The sequence below is a fragment of the Sphingomonas kaistensis genome (genome assembly GCF_011927725.1).
Taxonomy (GTDB): domain Bacteria; phylum Pseudomonadota; class Alphaproteobacteria; order Sphingomonadales; family Sphingomonadaceae; genus Sphingomicrobium; species Sphingomicrobium kaistense.
In genome coordinates this window covers 1,296,825-1,316,906 of the sequence record NZ_JAATJC010000001.1, presented here as the reverse complement: position 1 = coordinate 1,316,906, position 20,082 = coordinate 1,296,825, and the positions used below count along the sequence as shown (strand labels likewise).

32 protein-coding genes are annotated in these 20,082 nt (G+C 64.7%); 3 read left to right on the top strand and 29 right to left on the bottom strand.

The features are described 5' to 3' along the window. The first annotated feature begins 41 nt into the window (after window positions 1-41). From GGQ97_RS06630 to GGQ97_RS06620, 3 genes are read left to right on the top strand one after another with little or no spacing between them, the layout of a single operon-like run. Window positions 42-680: a methyltransferase domain-containing protein gene (locus tag GGQ97_RS06630; RefSeq protein WP_168068204.1), complete on the top strand. Its 639-nt coding sequence runs from the start codon at window positions 42-44 to the stop codon at window positions 678-680. Next, on the top strand, window positions 665-913 hold the full coding sequence (locus GGQ97_RS06625; protein WP_168068203.1) for a hypothetical protein: 249 nt from the start codon (window positions 665-667) through the stop codon (window positions 911-913). The genes GGQ97_RS06630 and GGQ97_RS06625 overlap by 16 nt, the downstream gene beginning before the upstream one ends. Further along, window positions 910-1,392, top strand: coding sequence for a dihydrofolate reductase (locus GGQ97_RS06620; protein ID WP_168068202.1), 483 nt, complete (start codon window positions 910-912; stop codon window positions 1,390-1,392). The genes GGQ97_RS06625 and GGQ97_RS06620 overlap by 4 nt, the downstream gene beginning before the upstream one ends. On the opposite strand, the gene GGQ97_RS06615 is transcribed toward GGQ97_RS06620, so the two are convergent. The 29 genes from GGQ97_RS06615 to rpsL all read right to left on the bottom strand — a co-directional run bounded on the left by GGQ97_RS06615 (window position 1,389) and on the right by rpsL (window position 19,922). Then, window positions 1,389-1,922: an ATPase gene (locus GGQ97_RS06615; protein ID WP_168068201.1), complete on the bottom strand. Its 534-nt coding sequence runs from the start codon at window positions 1,920-1,922 to the stop codon at window positions 1,389-1,391. The genes GGQ97_RS06620 and GGQ97_RS06615 overlap by 4 nt on opposite strands. A 40-nt stretch (window positions 1,923-1,962) precedes the next feature. Next, entirely contained in the window at window positions 1,963-2,613 is a 651-nt protein-coding gene (locus GGQ97_RS06610; RefSeq protein WP_168068200.1) for an adenylate kinase, read from the bottom strand. A 63-nt stretch (window positions 2,614-2,676) separates the two neighbouring features. Further along, window positions 2,677-4,047, bottom strand: a complete 1,371-nt coding sequence (secY, locus tag GGQ97_RS06605) for a preprotein translocase subunit SecY (RefSeq protein ID WP_168068199.1) — start codon at window positions 4,045-4,047, stop codon at window positions 2,677-2,679. Between the two features lie 145 nt (window positions 4,048-4,192). After that, window positions 4,193-4,753: a 50S ribosomal protein L15 gene (rplO, locus tag GGQ97_RS06600; RefSeq protein WP_168070792.1), complete on the bottom strand. Its 561-nt coding sequence runs from the start codon at window positions 4,751-4,753 to the stop codon at window positions 4,193-4,195. Window positions 4,754-4,873: 120 nt separating this feature from the next. Continuing rightward, a complete protein-coding gene (gene rpmD / locus GGQ97_RS06595) occupies window positions 4,874-5,050 on the bottom strand; it encodes a 50S ribosomal protein L30 (RefSeq protein WP_168068198.1) in 177 nt (58 codons plus the stop codon). A gap of 5 nt (window positions 5,051-5,055) precedes the next feature. Next, a complete protein-coding gene (gene rpsE / locus GGQ97_RS06590; protein WP_168068197.1) occupies window positions 5,056-5,844 on the bottom strand; it encodes a 30S ribosomal protein S5 in 789 nt (262 codons plus the stop codon). 2 nt (window positions 5,845-5,846) lie between these two features. Next, window positions 5,847-6,200, bottom strand: a complete 354-nt coding sequence (rplR, locus tag GGQ97_RS06585) for a 50S ribosomal protein L18 (RefSeq protein WP_168068196.1) — start codon at window positions 6,198-6,200, stop codon at window positions 5,847-5,849. Further along, entirely contained in the window at window positions 6,200-6,736 is a 537-nt protein-coding gene (rplF, locus tag GGQ97_RS06580) for a 50S ribosomal protein L6 (protein ID WP_168068195.1), read from the bottom strand. The genes rplR and rplF overlap by 1 nt, the downstream gene beginning before the upstream one ends. Window position 6,737: 1 nt before the next feature. Further along, entirely contained in the window at window positions 6,738-7,133 is a 396-nt protein-coding gene (gene rpsH / locus GGQ97_RS06575; RefSeq protein WP_168068194.1) for a 30S ribosomal protein S8, read from the bottom strand. Between the two features lie 12 nt (window positions 7,134-7,145). Further along, the gene (rpsN, locus tag GGQ97_RS06570) at window positions 7,146-7,451 is read right to left on the bottom strand and encodes a 30S ribosomal protein S14 (protein WP_168068193.1); all 306 of its coding nucleotides are present in this window, start codon (window positions 7,449-7,451) and stop codon (window positions 7,146-7,148) included. A 21-nt stretch (window positions 7,452-7,472) separates the two neighbouring features. Further along, entirely contained in the window at window positions 7,473-8,057 is a 585-nt protein-coding gene (gene rplE / locus GGQ97_RS06565; protein ID WP_168068192.1) for a 50S ribosomal protein L5, read from the bottom strand. Beyond that, window positions 8,050-8,370 carry a 50S ribosomal protein L24 gene (rplX, locus tag GGQ97_RS06560; RefSeq protein ID WP_168068191.1) on the bottom strand — a complete coding sequence of 107 codons (321 nt, stop codon included), beginning with the start codon at window positions 8,368-8,370 and terminating at the stop codon, window positions 8,050-8,052. Before rplX ends, rplE begins: the two co-directional genes overlap by 8 nt. Continuing rightward, the gene (rplN, locus tag GGQ97_RS06555) at window positions 8,370-8,738 is read right to left on the bottom strand and encodes a 50S ribosomal protein L14 (protein WP_168068190.1); all 369 of its coding nucleotides are present in this window, start codon (window positions 8,736-8,738) and stop codon (window positions 8,370-8,372) included. The genes rplX and rplN overlap by 1 nt, the downstream gene beginning before the upstream one ends. Before the next feature lie 28 nt (window positions 8,739-8,766). Next, a complete protein-coding gene (gene rpsQ, locus GGQ97_RS06550; RefSeq protein WP_168068189.1) occupies window positions 8,767-9,042 on the bottom strand; it encodes a 30S ribosomal protein S17 in 276 nt (91 codons plus the stop codon). A gap of 11 nt (window positions 9,043-9,053) precedes the next feature. Beyond that, on the bottom strand, window positions 9,054-9,263 hold the full coding sequence (rpmC, locus tag GGQ97_RS06545) for a 50S ribosomal protein L29 (protein WP_168068188.1): 210 nt from the start codon (window positions 9,261-9,263) through the stop codon (window positions 9,054-9,056). 2 nt (window positions 9,264-9,265) lie between these two features. After that, on the bottom strand, window positions 9,266-9,697 hold the full coding sequence (rplP, locus tag GGQ97_RS06540) for a 50S ribosomal protein L16 (protein ID WP_168068187.1): 432 nt from the start codon (window positions 9,695-9,697) through the stop codon (window positions 9,266-9,268). A 12-nt stretch (window positions 9,698-9,709) separates the two neighbouring features. Further along, the gene (rpsC, locus tag GGQ97_RS06535; RefSeq protein ID WP_168068186.1) at window positions 9,710-10,423 is read right to left on the bottom strand and encodes a 30S ribosomal protein S3; all 714 of its coding nucleotides are present in this window, start codon (window positions 10,421-10,423) and stop codon (window positions 9,710-9,712) included. Next, window positions 10,423-10,800 carry a 50S ribosomal protein L22 gene (gene rplV / locus GGQ97_RS06530; protein ID WP_168068185.1) on the bottom strand — a complete coding sequence of 126 codons (378 nt, stop codon included), beginning with the start codon at window positions 10,798-10,800 and terminating at the stop codon, window positions 10,423-10,425. The genes rpsC and rplV overlap by 1 nt, the downstream gene beginning before the upstream one ends. Then, window positions 10,800-11,075 carry a 30S ribosomal protein S19 gene (gene rpsS / locus GGQ97_RS06525; RefSeq protein ID WP_168068184.1) on the bottom strand — a complete coding sequence of 92 codons (276 nt, stop codon included), beginning with the start codon at window positions 11,073-11,075 and terminating at the stop codon, window positions 10,800-10,802. The genes rplV and rpsS overlap by 1 nt, the downstream gene beginning before the upstream one ends. A gap of 3 nt (window positions 11,076-11,078) precedes the next feature. Beyond that, window positions 11,079-11,915, bottom strand: a complete 837-nt coding sequence (gene rplB, locus GGQ97_RS06520) for a 50S ribosomal protein L2 (RefSeq protein ID WP_168068183.1) — start codon at window positions 11,913-11,915, stop codon at window positions 11,079-11,081. A 7-nt stretch (window positions 11,916-11,922) separates the two neighbouring features. After that, window positions 11,923-12,240, bottom strand: coding sequence for a 50S ribosomal protein L23 (locus GGQ97_RS06515; RefSeq protein WP_168068182.1), 318 nt, complete (start codon window positions 12,238-12,240; stop codon window positions 11,923-11,925). After that, window positions 12,233-12,859 (bottom strand): 50S ribosomal protein L4, encoded by a 627-nt coding sequence (gene rplD / locus GGQ97_RS06510; protein ID WP_168068181.1) that lies wholly within the window; start codon window positions 12,857-12,859, stop codon window positions 12,233-12,235. Before rplD ends, GGQ97_RS06515 begins: the two co-directional genes overlap by 8 nt. A gap of 3 nt (window positions 12,860-12,862) precedes the next feature. Further along, window positions 12,863-13,612, bottom strand: coding sequence for a 50S ribosomal protein L3 (gene rplC / locus GGQ97_RS06505; protein ID WP_168068180.1), 750 nt, complete (start codon window positions 13,610-13,612; stop codon window positions 12,863-12,865). 211 nt (window positions 13,613-13,823) lie between these two features. After that, entirely contained in the window at window positions 13,824-14,135 is a 312-nt protein-coding gene (gene rpsJ / locus GGQ97_RS06500; protein WP_028969184.1) for a 30S ribosomal protein S10, read from the bottom strand. A gap of 224 nt (window positions 14,136-14,359) precedes the next feature. Continuing rightward, the gene (locus tag GGQ97_RS06495; protein WP_168068179.1) at window positions 14,360-15,394 is read right to left on the bottom strand and encodes an NERD domain-containing protein; all 1,035 of its coding nucleotides are present in this window, start codon (window positions 15,392-15,394) and stop codon (window positions 14,360-14,362) included. 201 nt (window positions 15,395-15,595) lie between these two features. Further along, window positions 15,596-16,786 carry an elongation factor Tu gene (gene tuf / locus GGQ97_RS06490; RefSeq protein ID WP_168068178.1) on the bottom strand — a complete coding sequence of 397 codons (1,191 nt, stop codon included), beginning with the start codon at window positions 16,784-16,786 and terminating at the stop codon, window positions 15,596-15,598. Between the two features lie 71 nt (window positions 16,787-16,857). After that, on the bottom strand, window positions 16,858-18,951 hold the full coding sequence (fusA, locus tag GGQ97_RS06485; protein ID WP_168068177.1) for an elongation factor G: 2,094 nt from the start codon (window positions 18,949-18,951) through the stop codon (window positions 16,858-16,860). Between the two features lie 66 nt (window positions 18,952-19,017). Next, complete coding sequence (gene rpsG, locus GGQ97_RS06480) at window positions 19,018-19,488, bottom strand: 30S ribosomal protein S7 (protein ID WP_168068176.1); 471 nt, start codon at window positions 19,486-19,488, stop codon at window positions 19,018-19,020. A gap of 62 nt (window positions 19,489-19,550) precedes the next feature. Then, the gene (gene rpsL / locus GGQ97_RS06475) at window positions 19,551-19,922 is read right to left on the bottom strand and encodes a 30S ribosomal protein S12 (RefSeq protein WP_168068175.1); all 372 of its coding nucleotides are present in this window, start codon (window positions 19,920-19,922) and stop codon (window positions 19,551-19,553) included. Window positions 19,923-20,082 lie beyond the last annotated feature (160 nt).

Here is a 20,082-nt window from a genome sequence, read left to right as displayed (position 1 = left end):
TGGGCGAAGCTGGGCGCGGGCGGGTTGATCGGGGAACGGCAGTGGGCACGTTGGCTTGGGGGCTGGTGTTGGTGGTGGCCGCCACGGCGGCGATCGCGATGGCCGGACGCGCGTTCCAGCGGCGGCTGCGGAGGATGCGCGACGACCACCGCCTGCGGCCGACGCTGTGGAACCGCTTCTACGCGCTGAACTGGGGCGAGACGGCCACCAACAACTACGGCTTTGCGCCCAGCAGCGACGACCCCGCCCCCGACCGCTATCAGCGCCAGATGTATCGCGAATTGTTCAAGACGCTGGAAGCGAGCGGCAAGACGCTGGCCCCCGGGGCACGCCTGCTGGAGGTCAGTTGCGGGCGCGGCGGCGGGCTGGATGCCTTTCTGGAGGCGGCCGGCCCTGGCGCCTTCGAGGCGACCGGACTAGACGTGGCGGGCAGCGCGGTCAGCTTCTGCCAGAAGCAATGGACCCGCCGCGGCGGCGTCACTTTTGTCGAGGGCTGCGCGATGAACCTCCCCTTCCCCGACGACAGCATCGACGTGCTGCTGAATGTCGAGGCGTCGAACGATTATCCCGATCGCTCCCGCTTCTTCGCCGAGGTCCGGCGGGTGCTGAAGCCGGATGGCGTGTTCCTTATACCGACACCGAGAAGGCCAGGCACGAGGGGCGCATGGCGCGCGAGCTGACGGCGGCCGGTTTCCGCTTCGAACTGCGCGAGATCACCCCGCACGTGGTCGAGGCGTGCCGGGCCGACAGCCCGCGCCGACGTGCGGTGATCGCCGCCAGCGCACCGCTCCCGGCCCGCCTCTTCCTTCGCAGGGAGCTCGCCAATTACGCCGCGATCGAGGGCAGCGAGAAATTCCATCATTTCGAGAGCGGCCAGCGCCGCTATCACCTCACGGCAGCGCGGCCGGCATGATCCAGCTGATGGTGGCACGCGCCCGCAACGGGGTGATCGGCCGTGACGGGACCCTGCCCTGGCATCTTCCCGAAGACCTCAGGCGCTTCAAGCGGCTGACGCTGGGCACTGCCATGGTGATGGGGCGCAAGACGTTCGACAGCCTGCCCGGGCTGCTTCCGAAGCGCCGGCATATCGTGGTGACCCGCGACCGCGACTGGCAGGCGCCCGGGGCTGAGGTCGCCCACTCGCTACCCGACGCCTTCGCGCTGGCGGCACCCGACGATGTCAGCATCATCGGCGGCGCCGAAATCTTCGGGCTGGCGCTGGCCTTTGCCGAGCGGGTCGAGCTGACCGAGGTGCTGGCCGATGTGGCAGGCGATACCGTGATGCCCGATCCGCGCGACAGCGGATATTGGCGCCAGACCTTTCGCGAGGAGCATGCGGCGACGGACGACGGCGGCCTGCCCTTTGCGTTCGTGACGCTGGAGCGGGCCTAGCGGCTTGGCGCGAGATCCTCAGCGGTCTTGCGGAGACGGGTCATCTGCTCGCCCAGGACACCGTCGACCGCAGGCGCAAGCGGCGCGACCTTGTCGGCGCTCATGCCGCCGACCTTGTAGTTCATCACCAGCGTCGAACCCCGCCCCTTGGGCGTGATCGTCCAGTTCATGGCGCCCGCTTTCGCAACGGTGGAGAGTGGCCCGAGCAGCCCGATCAGCAACAGGCGGCGGCCCGGCTGGGTGATGCCGACCCGCAGATGCGTGACGACCTTGCCGTCGGGCATTCTCTCGCACCAGCAACCCATCGGCACGAGGTCGACCGACAGGTTGGCGGCCTTGCCCGAATAGGTGTGGGCGTCCGACCACCACCGCGCGGGCTGCCCGATAAGGGCGTAGAGAGCGCCGGGCGGGAGGGCGCTGTCGATGCGATGTTCGATCTCGAACCGGTCAGGCCCAGTCGAGCGGACCTCGGCGGCGGTAGGAACCGTCCACGCGGCCGCAGCCGCGCCGATCGCCAATGCTCGTTTCATGCTGCCTCCCCTGCCCTCGATCGGGCCGAGGATGCGCCGGTCAGGCGGCGCCGTCCAGAACCGCGTCGATCTGGCGGGTGACCTCGTCCATCTTGGCCATGCCGTCGACCCGGGAAACCAGCCCGCGCGCCTCGTAATAGGGCAGGATCGGCGCGGTCTTGGCGCGATACTCGGCCATCCGGGTCCGCACCGTCTGCTCATTGTCGTCGGGACGGCGCTTGAACTCATGCCCGCCGCAGACGTCGCACTGGTCCTGCACCGCGGTCGGCTTGAACCGGTCGTGGTAGGGCGCGCTGCAGGTGGCGCAGGTGAAGCGGCCGGTGATGCGCTCGACCAGCGCTTCCTCGTCGACCTCGAGCTCGATCACATGGGCGAGGTTGCGGCCGCGCTCGTCGAGCAGGATGTCGAGCGCCTCGGCCTGGTTCTGGGTGCGCGGGAAGCCGTCGAAGATGGCGCCCTGGGTCCGGCTCTGGTCGAGATGCTCGCCGATCAGCGCGGACACGATCGCGTCGCTGACCAGTTCGCCCGCGTCCATGATCGCCTTGGCCTTGAGCCCGACCGGCGTGCCGGCGCGAACCGCGGCGCGGAGCATGTCGCCGGTCGACAGCTGAACCATGCCACGCGAGTCGACCAGTCGCTGGGACTGGGTACCCTTGCCCGCGCCCGGCGGCCCCAAGAGGATGATATCCAAGGCTGAAACTTCCCCTCGTTGGTCAAGCTTGCTTGTCACGGGCCCGGCTGGACCCGTCAAGCGTCAGCGGCGCGCCGGCCGCCCGCCCTTCAGCTTCGCCTTCTTGATGAGGTCACCATATTGGTGCGCGATCAAGTGGCCCTGGATCTGGCTCACCGTGTCCATCGTCACGTTGACGACGATCAGCAGGCTGGTGCCGCCAAGGTAGAAGGGGATGCCGGCCTGGGTGAACATGATTTCCGGCACCAGGCAGATCAGCGTCAGGTAGCCGGCGCCGATCACCGTCAGGCGCGCGAGCAGATAGTCGAAATAGCTTTCGGTGGCCTTGCCCGGGCGGACACCCGGGATGAAGCCGCCATGCTTCTTGAGGTTGTCGGCGGTCTCTTCCGAATTGAACTGCACCGAAGTGTAGAAGAAGCAGAAGAAGATGATGCCAAGCCCGTAGAGGGTCATGAACACCGGGCTGCCGTGCTGCAGGTAGGTGCTGAGCGTGATCAGCCATTCCGATCCGCCTTCGCTGCCCGGAGTCGCGCCGGCCATCTGGATGACGGTCAGCGGCATCAGCAGCAGCGAGGAAGCGAAGATCGGCGGGATGACGCCGGCGGTGTTGATCTTGATCGGCAGGTGCGACCGCTCCTGCGCCATCATGCCCCGCGCGGTGGCGCGCTTGGGATATTGGATCAGGACGCGGCGCTGGGCGCGCTCCATGAAGCAGATGAACAGGATCAGGCCGACCACCAGCGCTATAACCAGCAGGATGATCAGCGGGTCGATGGTGTTGCTGCGGCCGCCTTCGAACAATTGCGCCAGGGTTCGCGGCAAGGTCGCGACGATGCCGGCCATGATGATCAGGCTGACGCCGTTGCCGATGCCGCGGCTGGTGATCTGCTCACCGATCCACATCAGGAACAGCGTGCCGCCGACAAGGCTGATGGTGGCCGCGACGCGGAACATGATGCCCGGTTCGACTACCGCCGGGATGCCCTGCGTCGCGCCGAGCCCTTCCAGGCCGACCGCGATGAAATAACCCTGCACGGTGGTCAGCAGGACGGTCAGGTAGCGGGTATATTGATTGAGCCGCTTGCGCCCGGTCTCGCCCTCTTTCTTGAGGGCCATCAGCGGGGCGTACATGGTAGCGCCGAGCTGCACCACGATCGAGGCGGTGATGTAGGGCATGACGCCGAGCGCGATGATGCTCATCCGCTCCAGGCTGCCGCCCGAGAAGGTGTTGAAGAAATCGAGGACGCCGCCGCGCTGGGTGTTGAACAGCTGCGCCATGGCGCGCGGGTCGATACCCGGCATCGGCACGTGGCTGAGCAAACGGAACAGGATCAGCGCACCGATGGTGAACCAGATCCTCTTCTTGAGCTCGGTCGCCTTGCCAAAATTGGCGAGGCTGATGTTCGAAGCCAGTTGTTCGGCCTGCGATGCCATGTTGTTTGTTCGTCCCTACCCGAAGGGGCCCATATAGGCGGTGCCGCCACGGATGAAAGCCGTTCTCCTGCGAAGGCGGGAGCCCAGTTCCTTCATCACATGCGGAGAGGAAGACACTGGGCCCCAGCCTGCGCCGGGGAACAGGTTACTTGGCCGCCTTGGCCGCGTCCTGCTTGGCCGACTTGTCGGCGATACGCGCCTCACGAGCCTTGCCCTTCTTGGCCTTGGCCAGCTCGGCCGAGTCGCGGCGCTCGATCACCTCGACGCTGCCGCCGGCAGCCTCGATCGCGCTCTTCGCGCCGGCGCTGACGCCGTGCACGCGGAAGGTCAGCTTGGACGAGAAATCGCCCTTGCCGAGGATCCGCACGCCGTCCTTGCCGCCACGGCCGACGCCGGCCGCCTTGAGCGCGTCATGATCGATCGTGCCGTTGGCGTCGATCGAGCCGGCATCGACCAGCTTCTGGATCGCGCCGAGGTTCACTTCGGCAAAGTCCTTGGCGAAGATGTTGTTGAAGCCGCGCTTTGGCAGCCGCATGTGGAGCGGCATCTGGCCGCCCTCGAAGCCCTTGATCGAGACACCCGAGCGGCTCTTCTGGCCCTTCTGGCCGCGGCCGCCGGTCTTGCCGACGCCCGAACCGATGCCGCGGCCGACGCGAACGCGGCTCTTGCGGGCACCAGGATTGTCGCGGAGTTCGTTGAGCTTGATGGTCATTTCGTGCACTCGCTTTCGCTTTTGTCGCGCATCCGGACCCCTGCATGGCAGGAGCCCGGTCACTTCTTTATGAAGGAACGGGCCCCTACGCAGCGCAGGGGCCCGGGTCCAGTTTTACTTTTCGACGCTCAGAAGGTGCGCCACCTTGCGGATCTGGCCGAGAACCTCGGGGGTCTCCTCCACTTCCACGGTGCGGTGCATCTTGTTGAGGCCGAGACCGACCAGCGTTGCGCGCTGGGTCTTGTCGCGGCGGATCGGCGAACCGGTCTGCGTGATCTTGATGGTCGCCACGTCTGTTACTCCGTGATGCTGTCGGCGGTGGCCTCAGCCTCCGCCTGGCTCACGCCACCGCGGCCGAGCAGGTCGGCGACCTTCTTGCCGCGACGCTGCGCCACCGAACGGGGGCTGGTCTGTTCCTTGAGCGCCTCGAAAGTCGCCCGGATCATGTTGTACGGGTTGGAAGTGCCGACCGACTTGGTCACCACGTCCGCAACACCCAGGCTCTCGAAGATGGCGCGCATCGGGCCGCCGGCGATGATGCCGGTGCCGCTCGGAGCCGAGCGAAGGGTCACCTTGCCCGCACCGAAGTGGCCGTTGCCATCGTGATGCAGGGTGCGGCCGTCGCGCAGCGGAACGCGGATCATGGCCTTCTTGGCCGCCGCGGTCGCCTTGCTGATGGCTTCCGGCACTTCGCGGGCCTTGCCGTGGCCGAAGCCTGCACGACCCTTGCCGTCGCCGACCACGACCAGCGCGGCGAAGCCGAAGCGCTTACCACCCTTCACGGTCTTGGAGACGCGGTTGATGTGGACCAGCTTCTCGATCAGCTCCTCGCCGCCATCGTCGTCGCCGCCACGGCCGCCACGGCGATCGTCACGACGTCCGCCGCCACGGTTGCCACCGCGACCGCCGTCACGGCCACCGCCGCGACCGCCGCGATTGCCGCCGGGACCACCAGGGCCGCGCGGGCCCCGATTGTCCTGCTGCTGCGGAGCCTGCTGCGCCGGAGCGCTGGTTTCGGCAGCCTCGGCCGCCGGAGCCGCGTCCGGAGCGCCGGCCTGGGTCTGGGTTTCGGTTTCGTCAGCCATCATCAGAACTCCAGCCCGCCTTCACGGGCGGCATCGGCCAGGGCCTTGACCCGGCCATGGAACAGGAAGCCGCCGCGATCGAACACGACGTTGGTGACGCCGGCCGCCTTGGCCCGCTCCGCCAGCGTCTTGCCGACCTGCTTGGCGCCTTCGGCAGTGGCGCTCGACTTGCCGCGCAGATCCTTGTCGAGGGTCGACGCCGACACGAGGGTACGGCCCTCGGCATCGTCGATCACCTGGGCGTAGATGTGACGGCCCGAACGGTGCACCGACAGGCGGGGCTTGCCGCCAGCGCGGGCACGCAGCGCCGTGCGCACGCGGCGACGGCGACGGTCGAAGAGGGAAAGCTTGGCCATTACTTCTTCTTCCCTTCCTTGCGGAAGATGAACTCGCCGCGATACTTGATGCCCTTGCCCTTGTAGGGCTCGGGCTTCCGCCAGCGCCGGATCTCGGCCGCAACCTGCCCGACCTTCTGCTTGTCGATGCCGGTGATCTCGACCGTGTTGGGGTCGGGAGTCTTGACTTCGATGCCCTCGGGGATCGCGTAATTGACGTCGTGGCTGTAGCCGAGCTGCAGGCGCAGGTTCTTGCCCTGGGCCGCGGCACGATAACCGACGCCGGTGATCTCGAGCACCTTGGTGAAGCCCTCGGTCACGCCGGTGACCAGGTTCGACACGTTGGTGCGCTGCATGCCCCACGCAGCCCGCGAACGCTGGCTGTCGTTGACCGGCTGCACGCTGATCTGACCGTCCTCGACCGAGGTACGGACCAGGTCATCGAGGACCTTCATCGAAAGGGTGCCCTTGGGGCCCTTGACGCTCAGCGTCTGGCCTTCGAGGTTCGCCGTCACCCCGGTCGGAACCGGGACCGGCTTCTTGCCGATACGGGACATCTTAGAACACCTCCGCCAGAACCTCGCCGCCGACGTTCTGCTCACGTGCTTCCGCGTCGGAAAGCACGCCGCGAGGCGTCGAGACGATGGTCATGCCAAGACCGTTGCGGACCCGGGGCAGGTCGCGGGAGCCCGAATAGACCCGGCGACCGGGCTTCGAGACACGCGCCAGATGCTGGATCGCAGGCTGGCCTTCAAAATACTTGAGTTCGATCCGGAGGCCCTTCTGGCCCGCCAGTTCTTCCTCGGAGTAACCACGGATATAGCCTTCACGCTGAAGCACGTCGAGGACGTGAGCGCGCAGCTTGGAAGCCGGCGTCAGGACGCTGTCCTTCTTCGCCTGCTGGCCATTGCGAATACGGGTGAGCATATCACCCAGGGGATCGGTCATCGCCATCTTGCGGTGTCCTTACCAGCTCGACTTCGTGAGGCCCGGGATCAGGCCCTTGTTGCCCATTTCCCGCAGCATGATGCGCGAGAGACGGAACTTGCGGTACACAGCGCGGGACCGGCCCGTCAGCTCACACCGATTGCGGATACGGGTCGGATTGCCGTTACGGGGCAGTTCCGCCATCTTCAGACGCGCGATCAGACGCTCGGTCTCGTCGAGGCTCTCGTCATTCGCGAGGGCCTTCAGCTTGGCGTACTTGGCCGCCTGCTTCACGACGAGCTTCTTGCGACGCTCGTTCTTGTTGATGGAACTCAGTTTCGCCATGACTTAAGTTCTCCTAACCGCTTACGCGGCAGCCTTTTGCTGTTCAGCGTCTGCGGGGAACGGGAAGTTGAAGAGGCGGAGCAGCTCGCGCGCTTCCTCGTCGGTCTTCGCCGTGGTGGTGACGATGATGTCCATGCCCCGGACCTTGTCGATCTGGTCATAGTTGATCTCCGGGAACACGATCTGTTCCTTGAGACCCATCGCGTAGTTGCCGCGCCCGTCGAAGCTCTTCGGGTTGAGTCCGCGGAAATCGCGGACCCGGGGAAGAGCGATCGTGACCAGGCGGTCGAGGAACTCGAACATGCGCTCGCGGCGAAGGGTGACCTTGCAACCGATCGGCATGCCCTCACGCAGCTTGAACTGCGCGATCGAGGTCTTGGCCTTGGTGATCACCGGCTTCTGACCGGCGATCTGCTGCATTTCGGCAGCGGCCGCTTCGACCTTCTTCTTGTCCTGGGTCGCCTCGCCGACGCCCATGTTGATGACGATCTTGTCGAGCCGCGGAACCTCCATGTGGTTCTTGTAGCCGAACTTCTCGGTCATCGCCTTGACGATGCGCTCGTCATAATCCTTCCGCAGCCGCGGAACGTAGTTGGCTTCAGCCATTGATCAGCTCCCCGGACTTGACCGCGACCCGGACCTTCTTGCCGTCGCGTTCCTCGAAGCGGACGCGGGTGGCCGCGCCGGACTTCGGATCAGCGAGCGCCACGTTGGACACGTGAAGCGGCGCTTCCTTGGTGACCTTGCCGCCTTCTGGGCTGGCCTGGGTCGGCTTGATGTGGCGCGTGGCGACGTTGATGCCGCTTACGACCACCTTGTTTTCCTTCGGCAGGGAGCGGACGACCTCACCGGTCTTGCCCTTATCCTTGCCGGCGAGGACGACGACCTTGTCGCCCTTCTTGATCTTCGCGGTGGCCATTACAGCACCTCCGGCGCAAGGCTGATGATCTTCATGTGCTTCTTGGCGCGCAGTTCACGCACCACCGGCCCGAAGATACGGGTGCCGATCGGCTCCTCGTTCTTGTTGACCAGCACGGCGGCATTGCTGTCGAAGCGGATCACCGAACCGTCCGGACGGCGAATGTCCTTGGCGGTGCGAACGATGACGGCGCGATGCACGTCACCCTTCTTCACGCGGCCCTTCGGAGCGGCTTCCTTGACGGAAACGACGATGATGTCGCCGACGCTCGCGGTGCGGCGCTTGGAGCCACCGAGCACCTTGATGCACATGACGCGCTTGGCACCGCTGTTGTCAGCGACGTCCAGGTTGGATTGCATCTGGATCATGGGTCTATCCTATCCTTGACCAGAGCGCTCAAACGTTGGCCGCTTCAGCCAGGTCGGAGGCGCGAGCCTCACCCACCAAGCCGGCAACGGTCCAGGTCTTGAGCTTCGAAAGCGGAGCGCATTCTTCAATGCGAACCTGCTGACCCACGCTGTAGGCATTCGCCTCGTCGTGGGCATGGTACTTCTTCGACAGCTTGATGATCTTGCCGTACAGCGGGTGCTTCACCCGCCGCTCGACACGGACCACCACGGTCTTGTCACCCTTGTCGGACACCACGGTGCCGGTGAGGACGCGCTTTGGCATCTGGTCTCTCCTCAGCCCTGCGCCGAAGCGCTGTTCGAGCGCTGGCCTTGCAGGGTCTTGATGCGGGCGATGGTCCGGCGGACCTCACGCACGCGGCTCGGCTTCTCAAGCTGGTTGGTGGCCGCCTGGAAGCGCAGGTTGAACTGCTCGCGCTTCAGCTCACCGAGCTGAGTCGACAGTTGGTCGTCGGTCTTCACCGACAGGTCTTCACGCTTCGCCATGATCAATCGGCCTCGACCAGGGTTTCGCCAAGGCGGGCAACCACCTTGACCTTGATGGGCAGCTTTTCCGCCGCACGCTCGAAAGCGGTCTTGGCGAGCGGCCCGGGGACACCGTCCAGCTCGAACAGGATACGGCCGGGCTTGACCCGGGCGACCCAGAATTCGGGCGAGCCCTTGCCCTTACCCATGCGGACTTCGGCAGGCTTGCTCGACACCGGCAGGTCCGGGAAAATCCGGATCCACAAACGCCCCTGGCGCTTGATGTGACGGGTGATCGCGCGGCGGGCCGCTTCGATCTGGCGGGCGGTGATCCGCTCCGGCTCCATGGCCTTGAGGCCGAAGGCGCCGAAGTTGAGCTCGGTTCCGCCCTTGGCATTGCCATGGATGCGGCCCTTGAAGGCCTTGCGGAACTTGGTGCGCTTTGGTTGCAGCATGATCTCTGTTCCTTACCGGCGACGATCGTCGTCGCGCGCGGGGCGCACGCCGGAGGTCTGCGCTTCCATCATCAGCCGGTCCTGGGCCATCGGGTCGTGACCGAGGATCTCGCCCTTGAACACCCAAACCTTGACCCCGCACACGCCATAAGCGGTGTGGGCCTGGGCTTCGGCATAATCGACGTTGCCGCGCAGGGTGTGAAGCGGCACGCGGCCTTCACGATAACGCTCGGAGCGAGCGATTTCGGCACCGCCAAGACGGCCGCCGCACTCGATACGAATGCCTTCCGCGCCGAGGCGAAGGGCCGACTGAACGGCGCGCTTCATGGCCCGGCGGAACGCGATGCGGCGCTCCAGCTGGTCGGCGATGCCCTGCGCCACGAGGCGCGCATCGACTTCCGGCTTGCGGATCTCGACGATGTTGAGGCTGACTTCCGAACCCGTCATCTTGGACAGGGTCTTCTTCAGCTTCTCGATGTCGGTGCCCTTCTTGCCGATGATCACGCCGGGGCGCGCAGCATAGACGGACACGCGGCACAGCTTGGCCGGACGCTCGATGACAACCTTGGAGATCGCGGCCTGCGGCAGCGTCTTCATGATGTACTGGCGGATCTTCAGATCCTCGAGCAGCATGCGGCCGTAGTCCTGGCCTTCCGCGAACCAGCGGCTGTCCCAGGTACGGTTGATCTGCAGCCGAAGCCCGATCGGATTGCTCTTCTGACCCATTAGGCTTCTTCCTGCTCGGACACGACGACGCGAAGGCGGCTGAACGGCTTGACGATGCGGCTCGACCGACCGCGGGCGCGGGTGGCGAAACGCTTCATCGAGATCGACTTGCCGACGCTCGCCTCGGTGACGATCAGCGCGTCGACGTCGAGGTTGTGGTTGTTCTCGGCATTGGCGACGGCCGATGCGAGGACCTTGTACACGTCCTCGGCCATGCCCTTGGGGCTGAACTTCAGGATGTTCAGCGCTTCCTCGACCTTGCGGCCGCGGATCAGCTGAGCAACCAGGTTCAGCTTGCGCGCCGAGCCACGGATGGTGTTGCCAACGGCAAGCGCTTCCTTGTCGCCCACCTTGCGGGGTGATGCAGCCTTGCCCATTACCGCTTGCCCTTCTTGTCGGCGGCGTGACCCGGGAAGTACCGGGTCGGCGCGAACTCGCCGAGCTTCATGCCGACCATGTCCTCGTTGACCGACACCGGCACGAACTTGCGGCCGTTGTAGACATTGAAGGTCAGGCCGACGAACTGCGGCAGGATGGTGGAACGGCGCGACCAGGTCTTGATCGGCGCGCGAGCACCGGCGTCCTGGGCGGTTTCGGCCTTCTTGAGGAGCGACAGCTCCACGAACGGACCCTTCCAGACGGAGCGAGCCATCTCTTAGCCCTTCTTCTTGGCGTGACGGCTACGGATGATCATTTTGTCCGTTGCCTTGTTGTGACGGGTGCGGGCACCCTTGGTCGGCTTGCCCCACGGGGTGACCGGGTGACGGCCGCCCGAGGTCCGGCCTTCACCACCGCCGTGCGGGTGGTCGACCGGGTTCTTGGCGACGCCGCGGGTCAGCGGGCGCTTGCCCAGCCAGCGGGTACGGCCGGCCTTGGCGAGGGTGGTGTTGCCATTGTCCGGGTTGGACACGGCACCGACGGTGGCCATGCAGTCCGAGCGGATATAGCGCTGCTCGCCCGAGTTGAGGCGAACGATAACCATGCCCTTGTCGCGACCGACGACCTGAACGTAGGTGCCGGCGGCACGAGCGATCTGGCCGCCCTTGCCGGGCTTCATCTCGACGTTGTGGACAATGGTGCCGACCGGCATCTGGCCGATCTCCATCGCATTGCCCGGCTTCACGTCGACCTTCTTGCCGGCGACGACCTTGTCGCCCGGAGCGAGACGCTGCGGAGCGAGGATATAGGCCTGCTCACCGCCTTCGTAGGTGACGAGCGCGATGAACGCCGACCGGTTGGGGTCGTACTCGAGCCGCTCGACGGTGGCAGCAACGTCCCAGGTCCGACGCTTGAAGTCGATGATCCGGTACTTCTGCTTGTGGCCGCCCGCGATGCCGCGGCTGGTCACATGGCCCTTGTTGTTGCGGCCACCAGTCTTGTGCTTGCCTTCGGTGAGCGCCTTGACGGGCTTGCCCTTCCACAGCGCGCTCTTGTCGACGAGGATCAGGCCGCGGCGGGCCGGGCTCGTCGGCTTATATGCTTTGAGTGCCATCGGTCCCTCAGATCCCGCTCGTGACGTCGATCGGGTCCTGGCCCGGGGCCAGGGTCACGATCGCCTTCTTCTCGTCCGACCGCTGGTAGGCCTTGCCCTTCCAGCGCTTCGACTTGCCCTTGGTGACAAGCGTGTTCACGTTGACGACCTTGCGGTCGAACAGTGCTTCCACCGCCGCCTTGATTTCCGGCTTGCTGGCATCGCCCGCCACCTTGAAGACCACCGCATTGAACTCGGAGAGCTGCGTGGACTTCTCGGTGATGTGCGGCCCGCGGATCACGTCGTAGTGACGGATGTCCACAGCCTTGGTTTCAGCCTTAGCCATTGAAGCGGCCCTCCAGCTTCTCGACCGCGGCCCGGGTCAGGACCAGGGTCTCGTGGCGCATGATGTCATAGACGTTGGCACCGACCGCCGGGATCAGGTTCAGACCCGGCAGGTTGGACGAAGCGTGCGCGAAGCTGACGTTCAGCGCGTCGCCGTCGATCACCAGCGCGGTCTTGCCGAAGCCCAGCTTGCCGAGCTTCTCGACCAGGGTGCGGGTCTTGCCTTCGGCCACGTCGAGGTTGTCGACGATGACCAGCTGGCCGCCCTGCGCCTTGGCGCTGAGCGCCATCTTCAGGCCGAGCGCGCGAACCTTCTTGTTCAGCGACAGCGTGAACAGGCGGGCACGCGGGCCGTGGGCCTTGCCGCCGCCGATGAAGATCGGGGCGCGGCGATCGCCGTGACGAGCCGTACCGCCGCCCTTCTGGCGACCGAACTTCTTGCCGGTGCGGGCAACGTCCGACCGCTCACGAGCGGCGCGAGCCATGCCGCGGCGGTTGGCGAGCTGCCAGGTGACGACGCGATGCAGGATGTCGGCGCGGGGCTCGACACCGAACACGGCGTCATTGAGCTCGACCTCGCCGGATCCGGCAGCGTCGAGGGTCTTGACTTCGACCTTCATCGCTTAGCCTTCCGTGCTCTCGTCGGTGGCGGGCGCATTGTCCGTCACCTGAGCGTCGTTGTTCTGGGGAGCCGCGGCGGCGGTACGAAGACCGGCCGGATACGGCGCATTCTCGTTGCGGGCGATCTTCACGCTGTCCTTGACGGTCAGCCAGCTGCCCTTGTGACCGGGCACGGAGCCCTTCACGAACAGCAGGCCGCGCTCGACGTCGGTGCGGACGATCTCGAGGTTCTGCTGGGTGCGGTTGCGGGCGCCCATGTGGCCGGCCATCTTCTTGTTCTTGAAGACGCGGCCCGGGTCCTGGCGGTTACCGGTCGAACCGTGCGAGCGGTGCGAGACCGAGACGCCGTGGGTGGCGCGAAGACCACCGAAGCCCCAGCGCTTCATGGCGCCGGCAAAGCCCTTACCCTGGGTGACACCGGAGATGTCGACCATCTGGCCTTCGACGAAGTGATCGGCCGAGATTTCCGAACCGACGTCGAGGAGCGCATCCTCGGCGACCCGGAACTCGACCAGGCGAGCCTTGAGCTCGACCTCGGCCTTGCCGAAGAGACCGCGCTGCGGCTTGTTGACATTCTTTGCCTTGGCCGAGCCGGCACCGAGCTGAACGGCGGTATAGCCGTCCTTCTCGTTTTCGCGGCGGCTGACAACCTGGACGCCATCGAGCTGGAGAACCGTCACGGGAACGTGACGCCCGTCCGCCTGAAACAGGCGGGTCATTCCAACCTTCTTGGCGATCACGCCAGTGCGCATGATCTTGCACTCCTCACAGAGGCCTGTCCCGTTACCGGAAGAGGCATGCAGCCCGTGAATAAATGCATCGCCCCGCCTGGGCTATTCCTGCCGAGGCAGGAAGCGGGGGACGCAGGCCGGGCAACCTCCTTGTGAGAGGCCTCCCGCGGTATCCCTTGTAGTTCTGCGCAGCAGGATCGCTTGGAGCGATTCAACCGCCGCGCCGCAGCCCTTAGGCCAGTTTGATCTCCACGTCTACACCTGCCGCGAGGTCGAGCTTCATTAGTGCATCGACGGTCTGCGGGGTCGGCTGCACGATATCGAGCAGACGCTTGTAGGTGCGCACCTCGAACTGCTCGCGCGACTTCTTGTCGACGTGCGGCGAACGGTTGACGGTGAACTTCTCGATGCGGGTCGGGAGCGGAATGGGACCACGGATCAGCGCGCCGGTACGGCGAGCAGTGTCAGCGATGTCGCCAGTGGCCTGATCGAGCACGCGGTGATCGAAGGCTTTCAGGCGAATCCGGATATTCTGAGTTTCCATGAGTTCCACTACCGATTGCAAAGAGCCGCTGGACGGTCACCCGCCCAAGAAAACAAGAGGCCGCACCCGACTAGTCCCGGTTGCCCGGGTCGGCGTGACCCCTACGCTGAAACTTGTGTGACAGGGACGAATCCCCGTCGGAAGTGGCGCCTCTATAGAGGTGGGCGGTGGAGATCAAGCCCTGCCGGCTCGCTCCAAACAGCTTGCAGACAGTTGGAGGGCGTTTAACGCAGTGCGGCAGGCTCCGATGTCGAGCGTCCCGCAAGTAGCTCCAGCACTTCTGGAAGCCTTTCCCCCGTCACCAACCAGTTGCGATATCGAGGGACCCATTGCGCCTTGCCGCGACAGGCCGCCTTGACCAGGTCGATCAATTGCTCGTCGGGCGTATTCCGGATCGAGAAGCGGCCATCCGGGATGCGCGCAATCGTGATGCGCCCATGCGGCGTCTCGACAACTTCGGTTATGCCCAGCGACTTGTCTGGCTTTGCAGCTGGTTGTTCTTCAAGGCTTGGTTGCTGGCTATCGCCCTCGTCTTTCCGGGCATCGACAGCGATTCCAAATTTTGCCGCCCAATCGCGGGTGGCGGGGACATGCGCTCCCACCAGACGGCCACCAAGGTCTCGCAGGTTTGCCTCGGACATGCCCTTCACCGCATGACGAACAAGCATTTTCAGGGCTGCGCCATCACCGATGCCTTCCCATTGCTCGCGTAGCCATGTCGAAAAATGGTCCGACTTTACGATCGAAGCTCCTTTGGGACTGATCCGTCGATCCACACTCGATTTCGGTGAGACGAGTACCACTGGCCTGACCTCGCGGATCCAGCCCATCCCATGTTGCTCGAGCCAGCGCTCAAGCGCACGGCATTGGCGCTCGGCTTGGGCGACCGGCGAAGGCACCGGTCGCGGCTTACCGCTGTACCACACGGTCCAGTCACCGTGCTCATTGCAGCTCAGTCGCCCTGAGTAGTTTTTCGTCTCCAGAACCCATGCAGTCGCCTGCAACCGATGGATGAGAAGGTGATCGATCTGCGCAAAGTCATCATCCGTGCCGATCCGCAGGTCATGGATGATGGCAAGCCTCTCACTCCTGCCAAACTCTCGATTGATGAAGTGCGCTGCGCTCTCTTCGCCTGAAGCCCCAGAGCGGATGTTGCGGATCTCCCGCTCGATCGCCTTGGCAGCTTTGGGAGCGAGACCCTTGAGACGCTCGAGTTCGGCAATCTCCGCCGAATGGTCGTCAGCTTCTTTGAAAATCACGGTACGCAGACTCCGCCTTGCACATCCAAGAAGTGGCTCGGTTCTCGTGACGACCGCGGCACTCTTCGGCTGATCGGAACTTGCGGGTTCGAACGTTAAGATTCGGCAAGTGCAGGTGGAGAAACAAGAAAAGCCCGGAGCCTCTTTCGAGACCCCGGGCCTTTCTCGTCAGTTCCTCAGCGCCCGGAGGCGCCAAGAAGCTTACTTGGTGATGTTGCCGACCACACCGGCGCCGACGGTACGACCGCCTTCACGAATGGCGAAGCGCAGGCCCTGGTCCATCGCGATCGGGGCGATGAGCTTGACACCCAGGGTCACGTTGTCGCCCGGCATGACCATCTCGGTGCCCTCGGGGAGGGTCACTTCGCCGGTCACGTCGGTGGTGCGGAAGTAGAACTGCGGACGATAGTTGGCGAAGAACGGCGTGTGACGGCCGCCCTCGTCCTTCGACAGCACGTAGACTTCGGCGGTGAAGTCGGTGTGCGGGGTGATCGAGCCCGGCTTGCAGAGGACCTGACCACGCTCCACGTCGTCGCGGGCGACGCCACGGATCAGCGCGCCGATGTTGTCTCCGGCCTGGCCCTGGTCGAGCAGCTTGCGGAACATCTCAACGCCGGTGACGACGGTCTTCTTGGTGTCCTTGATGCCGACGATCTCGACTTCCTCGCCAACCTTGACGATGCCGGTCTCGACGCGGCCGGTCACGACGGTGCCGCGGCCCGAGATCGAGAACACGTCTTCGATCGGCATCAGGAACGGCTTGTCGAGCGGACGCTCGGGCTGCGGGATCCAGCTGTCGACGGCTTCCATCAGCTTGAGGATCGCCTTGTCGCCGATCTCCTCGTTGCTGTCCTCGAGGACGGCGAGCGCCGAACCGGCGACGATCGGAATGTTGTCGCCGTCGAAGCCGCGCTTGGAAAGCTCCTCGCGGATTTCCAGCTCGACGAGCTCGAGCAGCTCGGGGTCATCGACCTGGTCGACCTTGTTGAGGAAGACGACCATGGTCGGAACGCCGACCTGCGCCGCGAGCAGGATGTGCTCCTTGGTCTGCGGCATCGGGCCGTCGGCGGCCGACACGACCAGGATCGCGCCGTCCATCTGCGCGGCGCCGGTGATCATGTTCTTCACATAATCGGCGTGGCCCGGGCAATCGACGTGCGCGTAGTGGCGGGCAGCGGTCTCATACTCGACGTGCGCGGTCGAGATGGTGATGCCGCGCTCGCGCTCTTCCGGAGCCTTGTCGATGTTGGCGAAGTCAACCGCAACGCCGCCGCCGCTCTTGGCCAGGACCTTGGTGATCGCCGCGGTCAGCGACGTCTTGCCATGGTCGACGTGACCGATGGTGCCAATGTTCACGTGCGGCTTGTTCCGCTCGAATTTCGCCTTCGCCATGTTACGCCTCTTCTTGGGTTATCAGGACCGCTCGCCCGATTGCGAGCGCGCCCTTAGCGTCTAAATTCAGGTTACGCCAGCTTCGCCTTGACCTCGTCCGCAACGTTCTGCGGAACTTCGTCATAGTGCGAGAACTGCATCGAGTACTGGGCCCGGCCCTGGGTGAACGAGCGGAGCTGGTTCACGTAGCCGAACATGTTCGCCAGCGGGACCATGGCTTCGACCACCTGGGCGTTGCCCCGGCTGTCGGTGCCCTGGATCTGGCCACGGCGGCTGTTGATGTCGCCGATCACGTCGCCGAGATAATCCTCGGGGGTGACCACCTCGACCTTCATCACCGGCTCGAGCAGCGTGATGCCGGCCTTCTGGGCGGCTTCACGCATTGCACCGCGAGCAGTGATTTCGAACGCCAGCGCCGACGAGTCGACGTCGTGGTAGGCACCGTCATACAGCACGATGTCGAAATCGATGATCGGGAAGCCGACCAGCGAGCCCGTGGCCGCCGTCTCACGGAAGCCCTTTTCGATCGCGGGGATATATTCCTTGGGAATATTACCGCCCTTGATCTCGTCCTTGAAGACGATGCCCGCGCCGCGCTCGCCCGGGGTCAGCTTGACCTTGACGCGACCGAACTGGCCGGTGCCGCCCGACTGCTTCTTGTGGGTGTAGTCGATGTCGACCGGCTTCTTCAGATATTCGCGATACGCGACCTGCGGAGCGCCGACATTGGCTTCGACCTTGAACTCACGCTTCATGCGATCGACCAGGATCTCGAGGTGGAGCTCGCCCATCCCCTTAATGATGGTCTGGCCGCTCTCGTGGTCGGTGGTGACGCGGAACGAGGGATCCTCGGCGGCCAGGCGGTTGAGGGCAACGCCCATCTTCTCCTGGTCAGCCTTGGTCTTCGGCTCCACCGCGACCTCGATGACGGGCTCGGGGAACTCCATGCGCTCGAGCACGATCGGCTTGGCCGGATCGCACAGCGTGTCGCCGGTGGTGGTTTCCTTCAGGCCCGCGATCGCGACGATGTCGCCCGCACGTGCCTCGTCGATGTCCTCACGCGAGTTGGCATGCATGAGGAGCATGCGGCCGATCTTTTCCTTCTTGTCCTTCACCGAGTTCAGGTAGCTGCCCTTGGTCAGCGTGCCCGAGTAGATGCGGGTGAAGGTGAGCGAGCCGACGAACGGATCGTTCATGATCTTGAACGCCAGCGCCGAGAACGGCACGTCGTCCGACGCTTCGCGGGTGTCGGCTTCCTCGGTGCCCGGCTTGACGCCGTCGACCGGCGGAATGTCGAGCGGGCTCGGCAGGTAGTCGACCACGGCGTCGAGCAGGGGCTGGACGCCCTTGTTCTTGAACGCCGAGCCGCAGACAATCGGAACAAAGTCCATCGCCAGCGTGCCCTTACGGATCAGCCTCTTGAGCGTCGCAGTGTCGGGCTCGTTGCCCTCCAGATAAGCTTCCATCGCCTCGTCGTCCTGCTCGACGGCGAGTTCGATCAGGTCGCTGCGATACTTGGCGGCCTTTTCCTTCAGGTCATCGGGGATGTCCTGATATTCGAACTTCGCGCCCAGCGATTCTTCGAGCCAGATGATCGCGCGGTTGTTGACCAGGTCGACCAGGCCCTTGAAGCCGCCTTCCATGCCGATCGGCAGGTACAGCACGGCCGGGCGGGCGCCCAGGCGCTCGATGATCGTGTCGACGCAATAATAGAAATCGGCACCGGTGCGGTCGAGCTTGTTGACGAAGCACATCCGCGGAACCTTGTACTTGTCCGCTTGGCGCCACACGGTTTCCGACTGCGGCTCGACGCCGGCAACGCCGTCGAAGCAGGCAACCGCGCCGTCAAGCACGCGCAGCGAACGCTCGACTTCGATGGTGAAGTCGACGTGGCCCGGGGTGTCGATGATGTTGATCAGATGCTCTTCGCCCTCACCATCCTCGGCCTTCCACTTGCAGGTGGTGGCAGCCGACGTGATCGTGATCCCGCGCTCCTGCTCCTGCTCCATCCAGTCCATGGTCGCGGTGCCCTCGTGGACCTCGCCGATCTTGTAGGACTTGCCGGTGTAATAAAGGATGCGCTCGGTCGTCGTCGTCTTGCCGGCGTCGATGTGCGCCATGATGCCGATATTACGGTAACGCTCGAGCGGATGGCTGCGGGCCATGGTCGTCAGTTCCTTAGCAATGTGGGGAAAGGCCAACGGCCCTCCCCCACGATATAGGTGTTTGTTTTACCAGCGGTAGTGGCTGAAGGCGCGGTTCGCTTCGGCCATGCGGTGGGTGTCTTCGCGCTTCTTCACCGCGTTGCCGCGATTCTGGGAGGCGTCCATCAGCTCACCCGACAGGCGGGCGGCCATGGTCTTCTCCGAGCGGGCACGCGCGGCGGTGATCAGCCAGCGGATCGCAAGCGCCTGGGCGCGGACGTCGCGGACTTCGACCGGGACCTGGTAGGTCGCACCGCCGACGCGGCGGCTGCGGACCTCGATGCCCGGACGGACATTGGCGAGCGCCTCGTGGAACACGCCGAGCGGGTCCTTCTTGAGACGGGTTTCGACCACGTCGAGGGCACCGTACACGATGCTCTCGGCGACCGACTTCTTGCCATCGAGCATGACCGAATTCATGAACTTCGACAGGGTGATGTCACCGAACTTCGGGTCCGGCAGGATCTCGCGCTTTTCTGGGCGACGACGACGGGACATAGATTATTCCTTCTTCGAGCGGCGCGCCTGCGACTTTCACGCGGCGCGGCCAACACACCAGCTTACTTCGGGCGCTTGGCGCCGTACTTCGAGCGCGACTGACGGCGGTCCTTGACACCCTGGGTGTCGAGCACGCCGCGAAGCACGTGATAGCGGACACCCGGAAGGTCGCGCACACGGCCGCCACGGATCAACACAACGCTGTGCTCCTGGAGGTTGTGGCCTTCGCCCGGGATGTAGCTGATGACTTCGCGCTGGTTGGTCAGGCGGACCTTGGCAACCTTGCGCAACGCCGAGTTCGGCTTCTTCGGAGTGGTCGTGTAGACCCGGGTGCAGACGCCGCGCTTTTGCGGGTTCTGGTCCATCGCAGGGACCTTGCTCTTGGCCTTCTGCGGCTCGCGACCCTTGCGGATCAGCTGGTTGATCGTTGGCATGAAGCCCTTCACCTTGTTGTTACCGGAAGACCCGGCGGTTACTTTGGCTGTTCAAGCGAGAAAACCGGCCAACCCGAAGGCCGCCGGCCAATCCTGCGCACAAACAAACGCAATGTTCAGCTCTGTCCCTCGCCAGGCAAGCCCGGAGCGGACGAGCGGC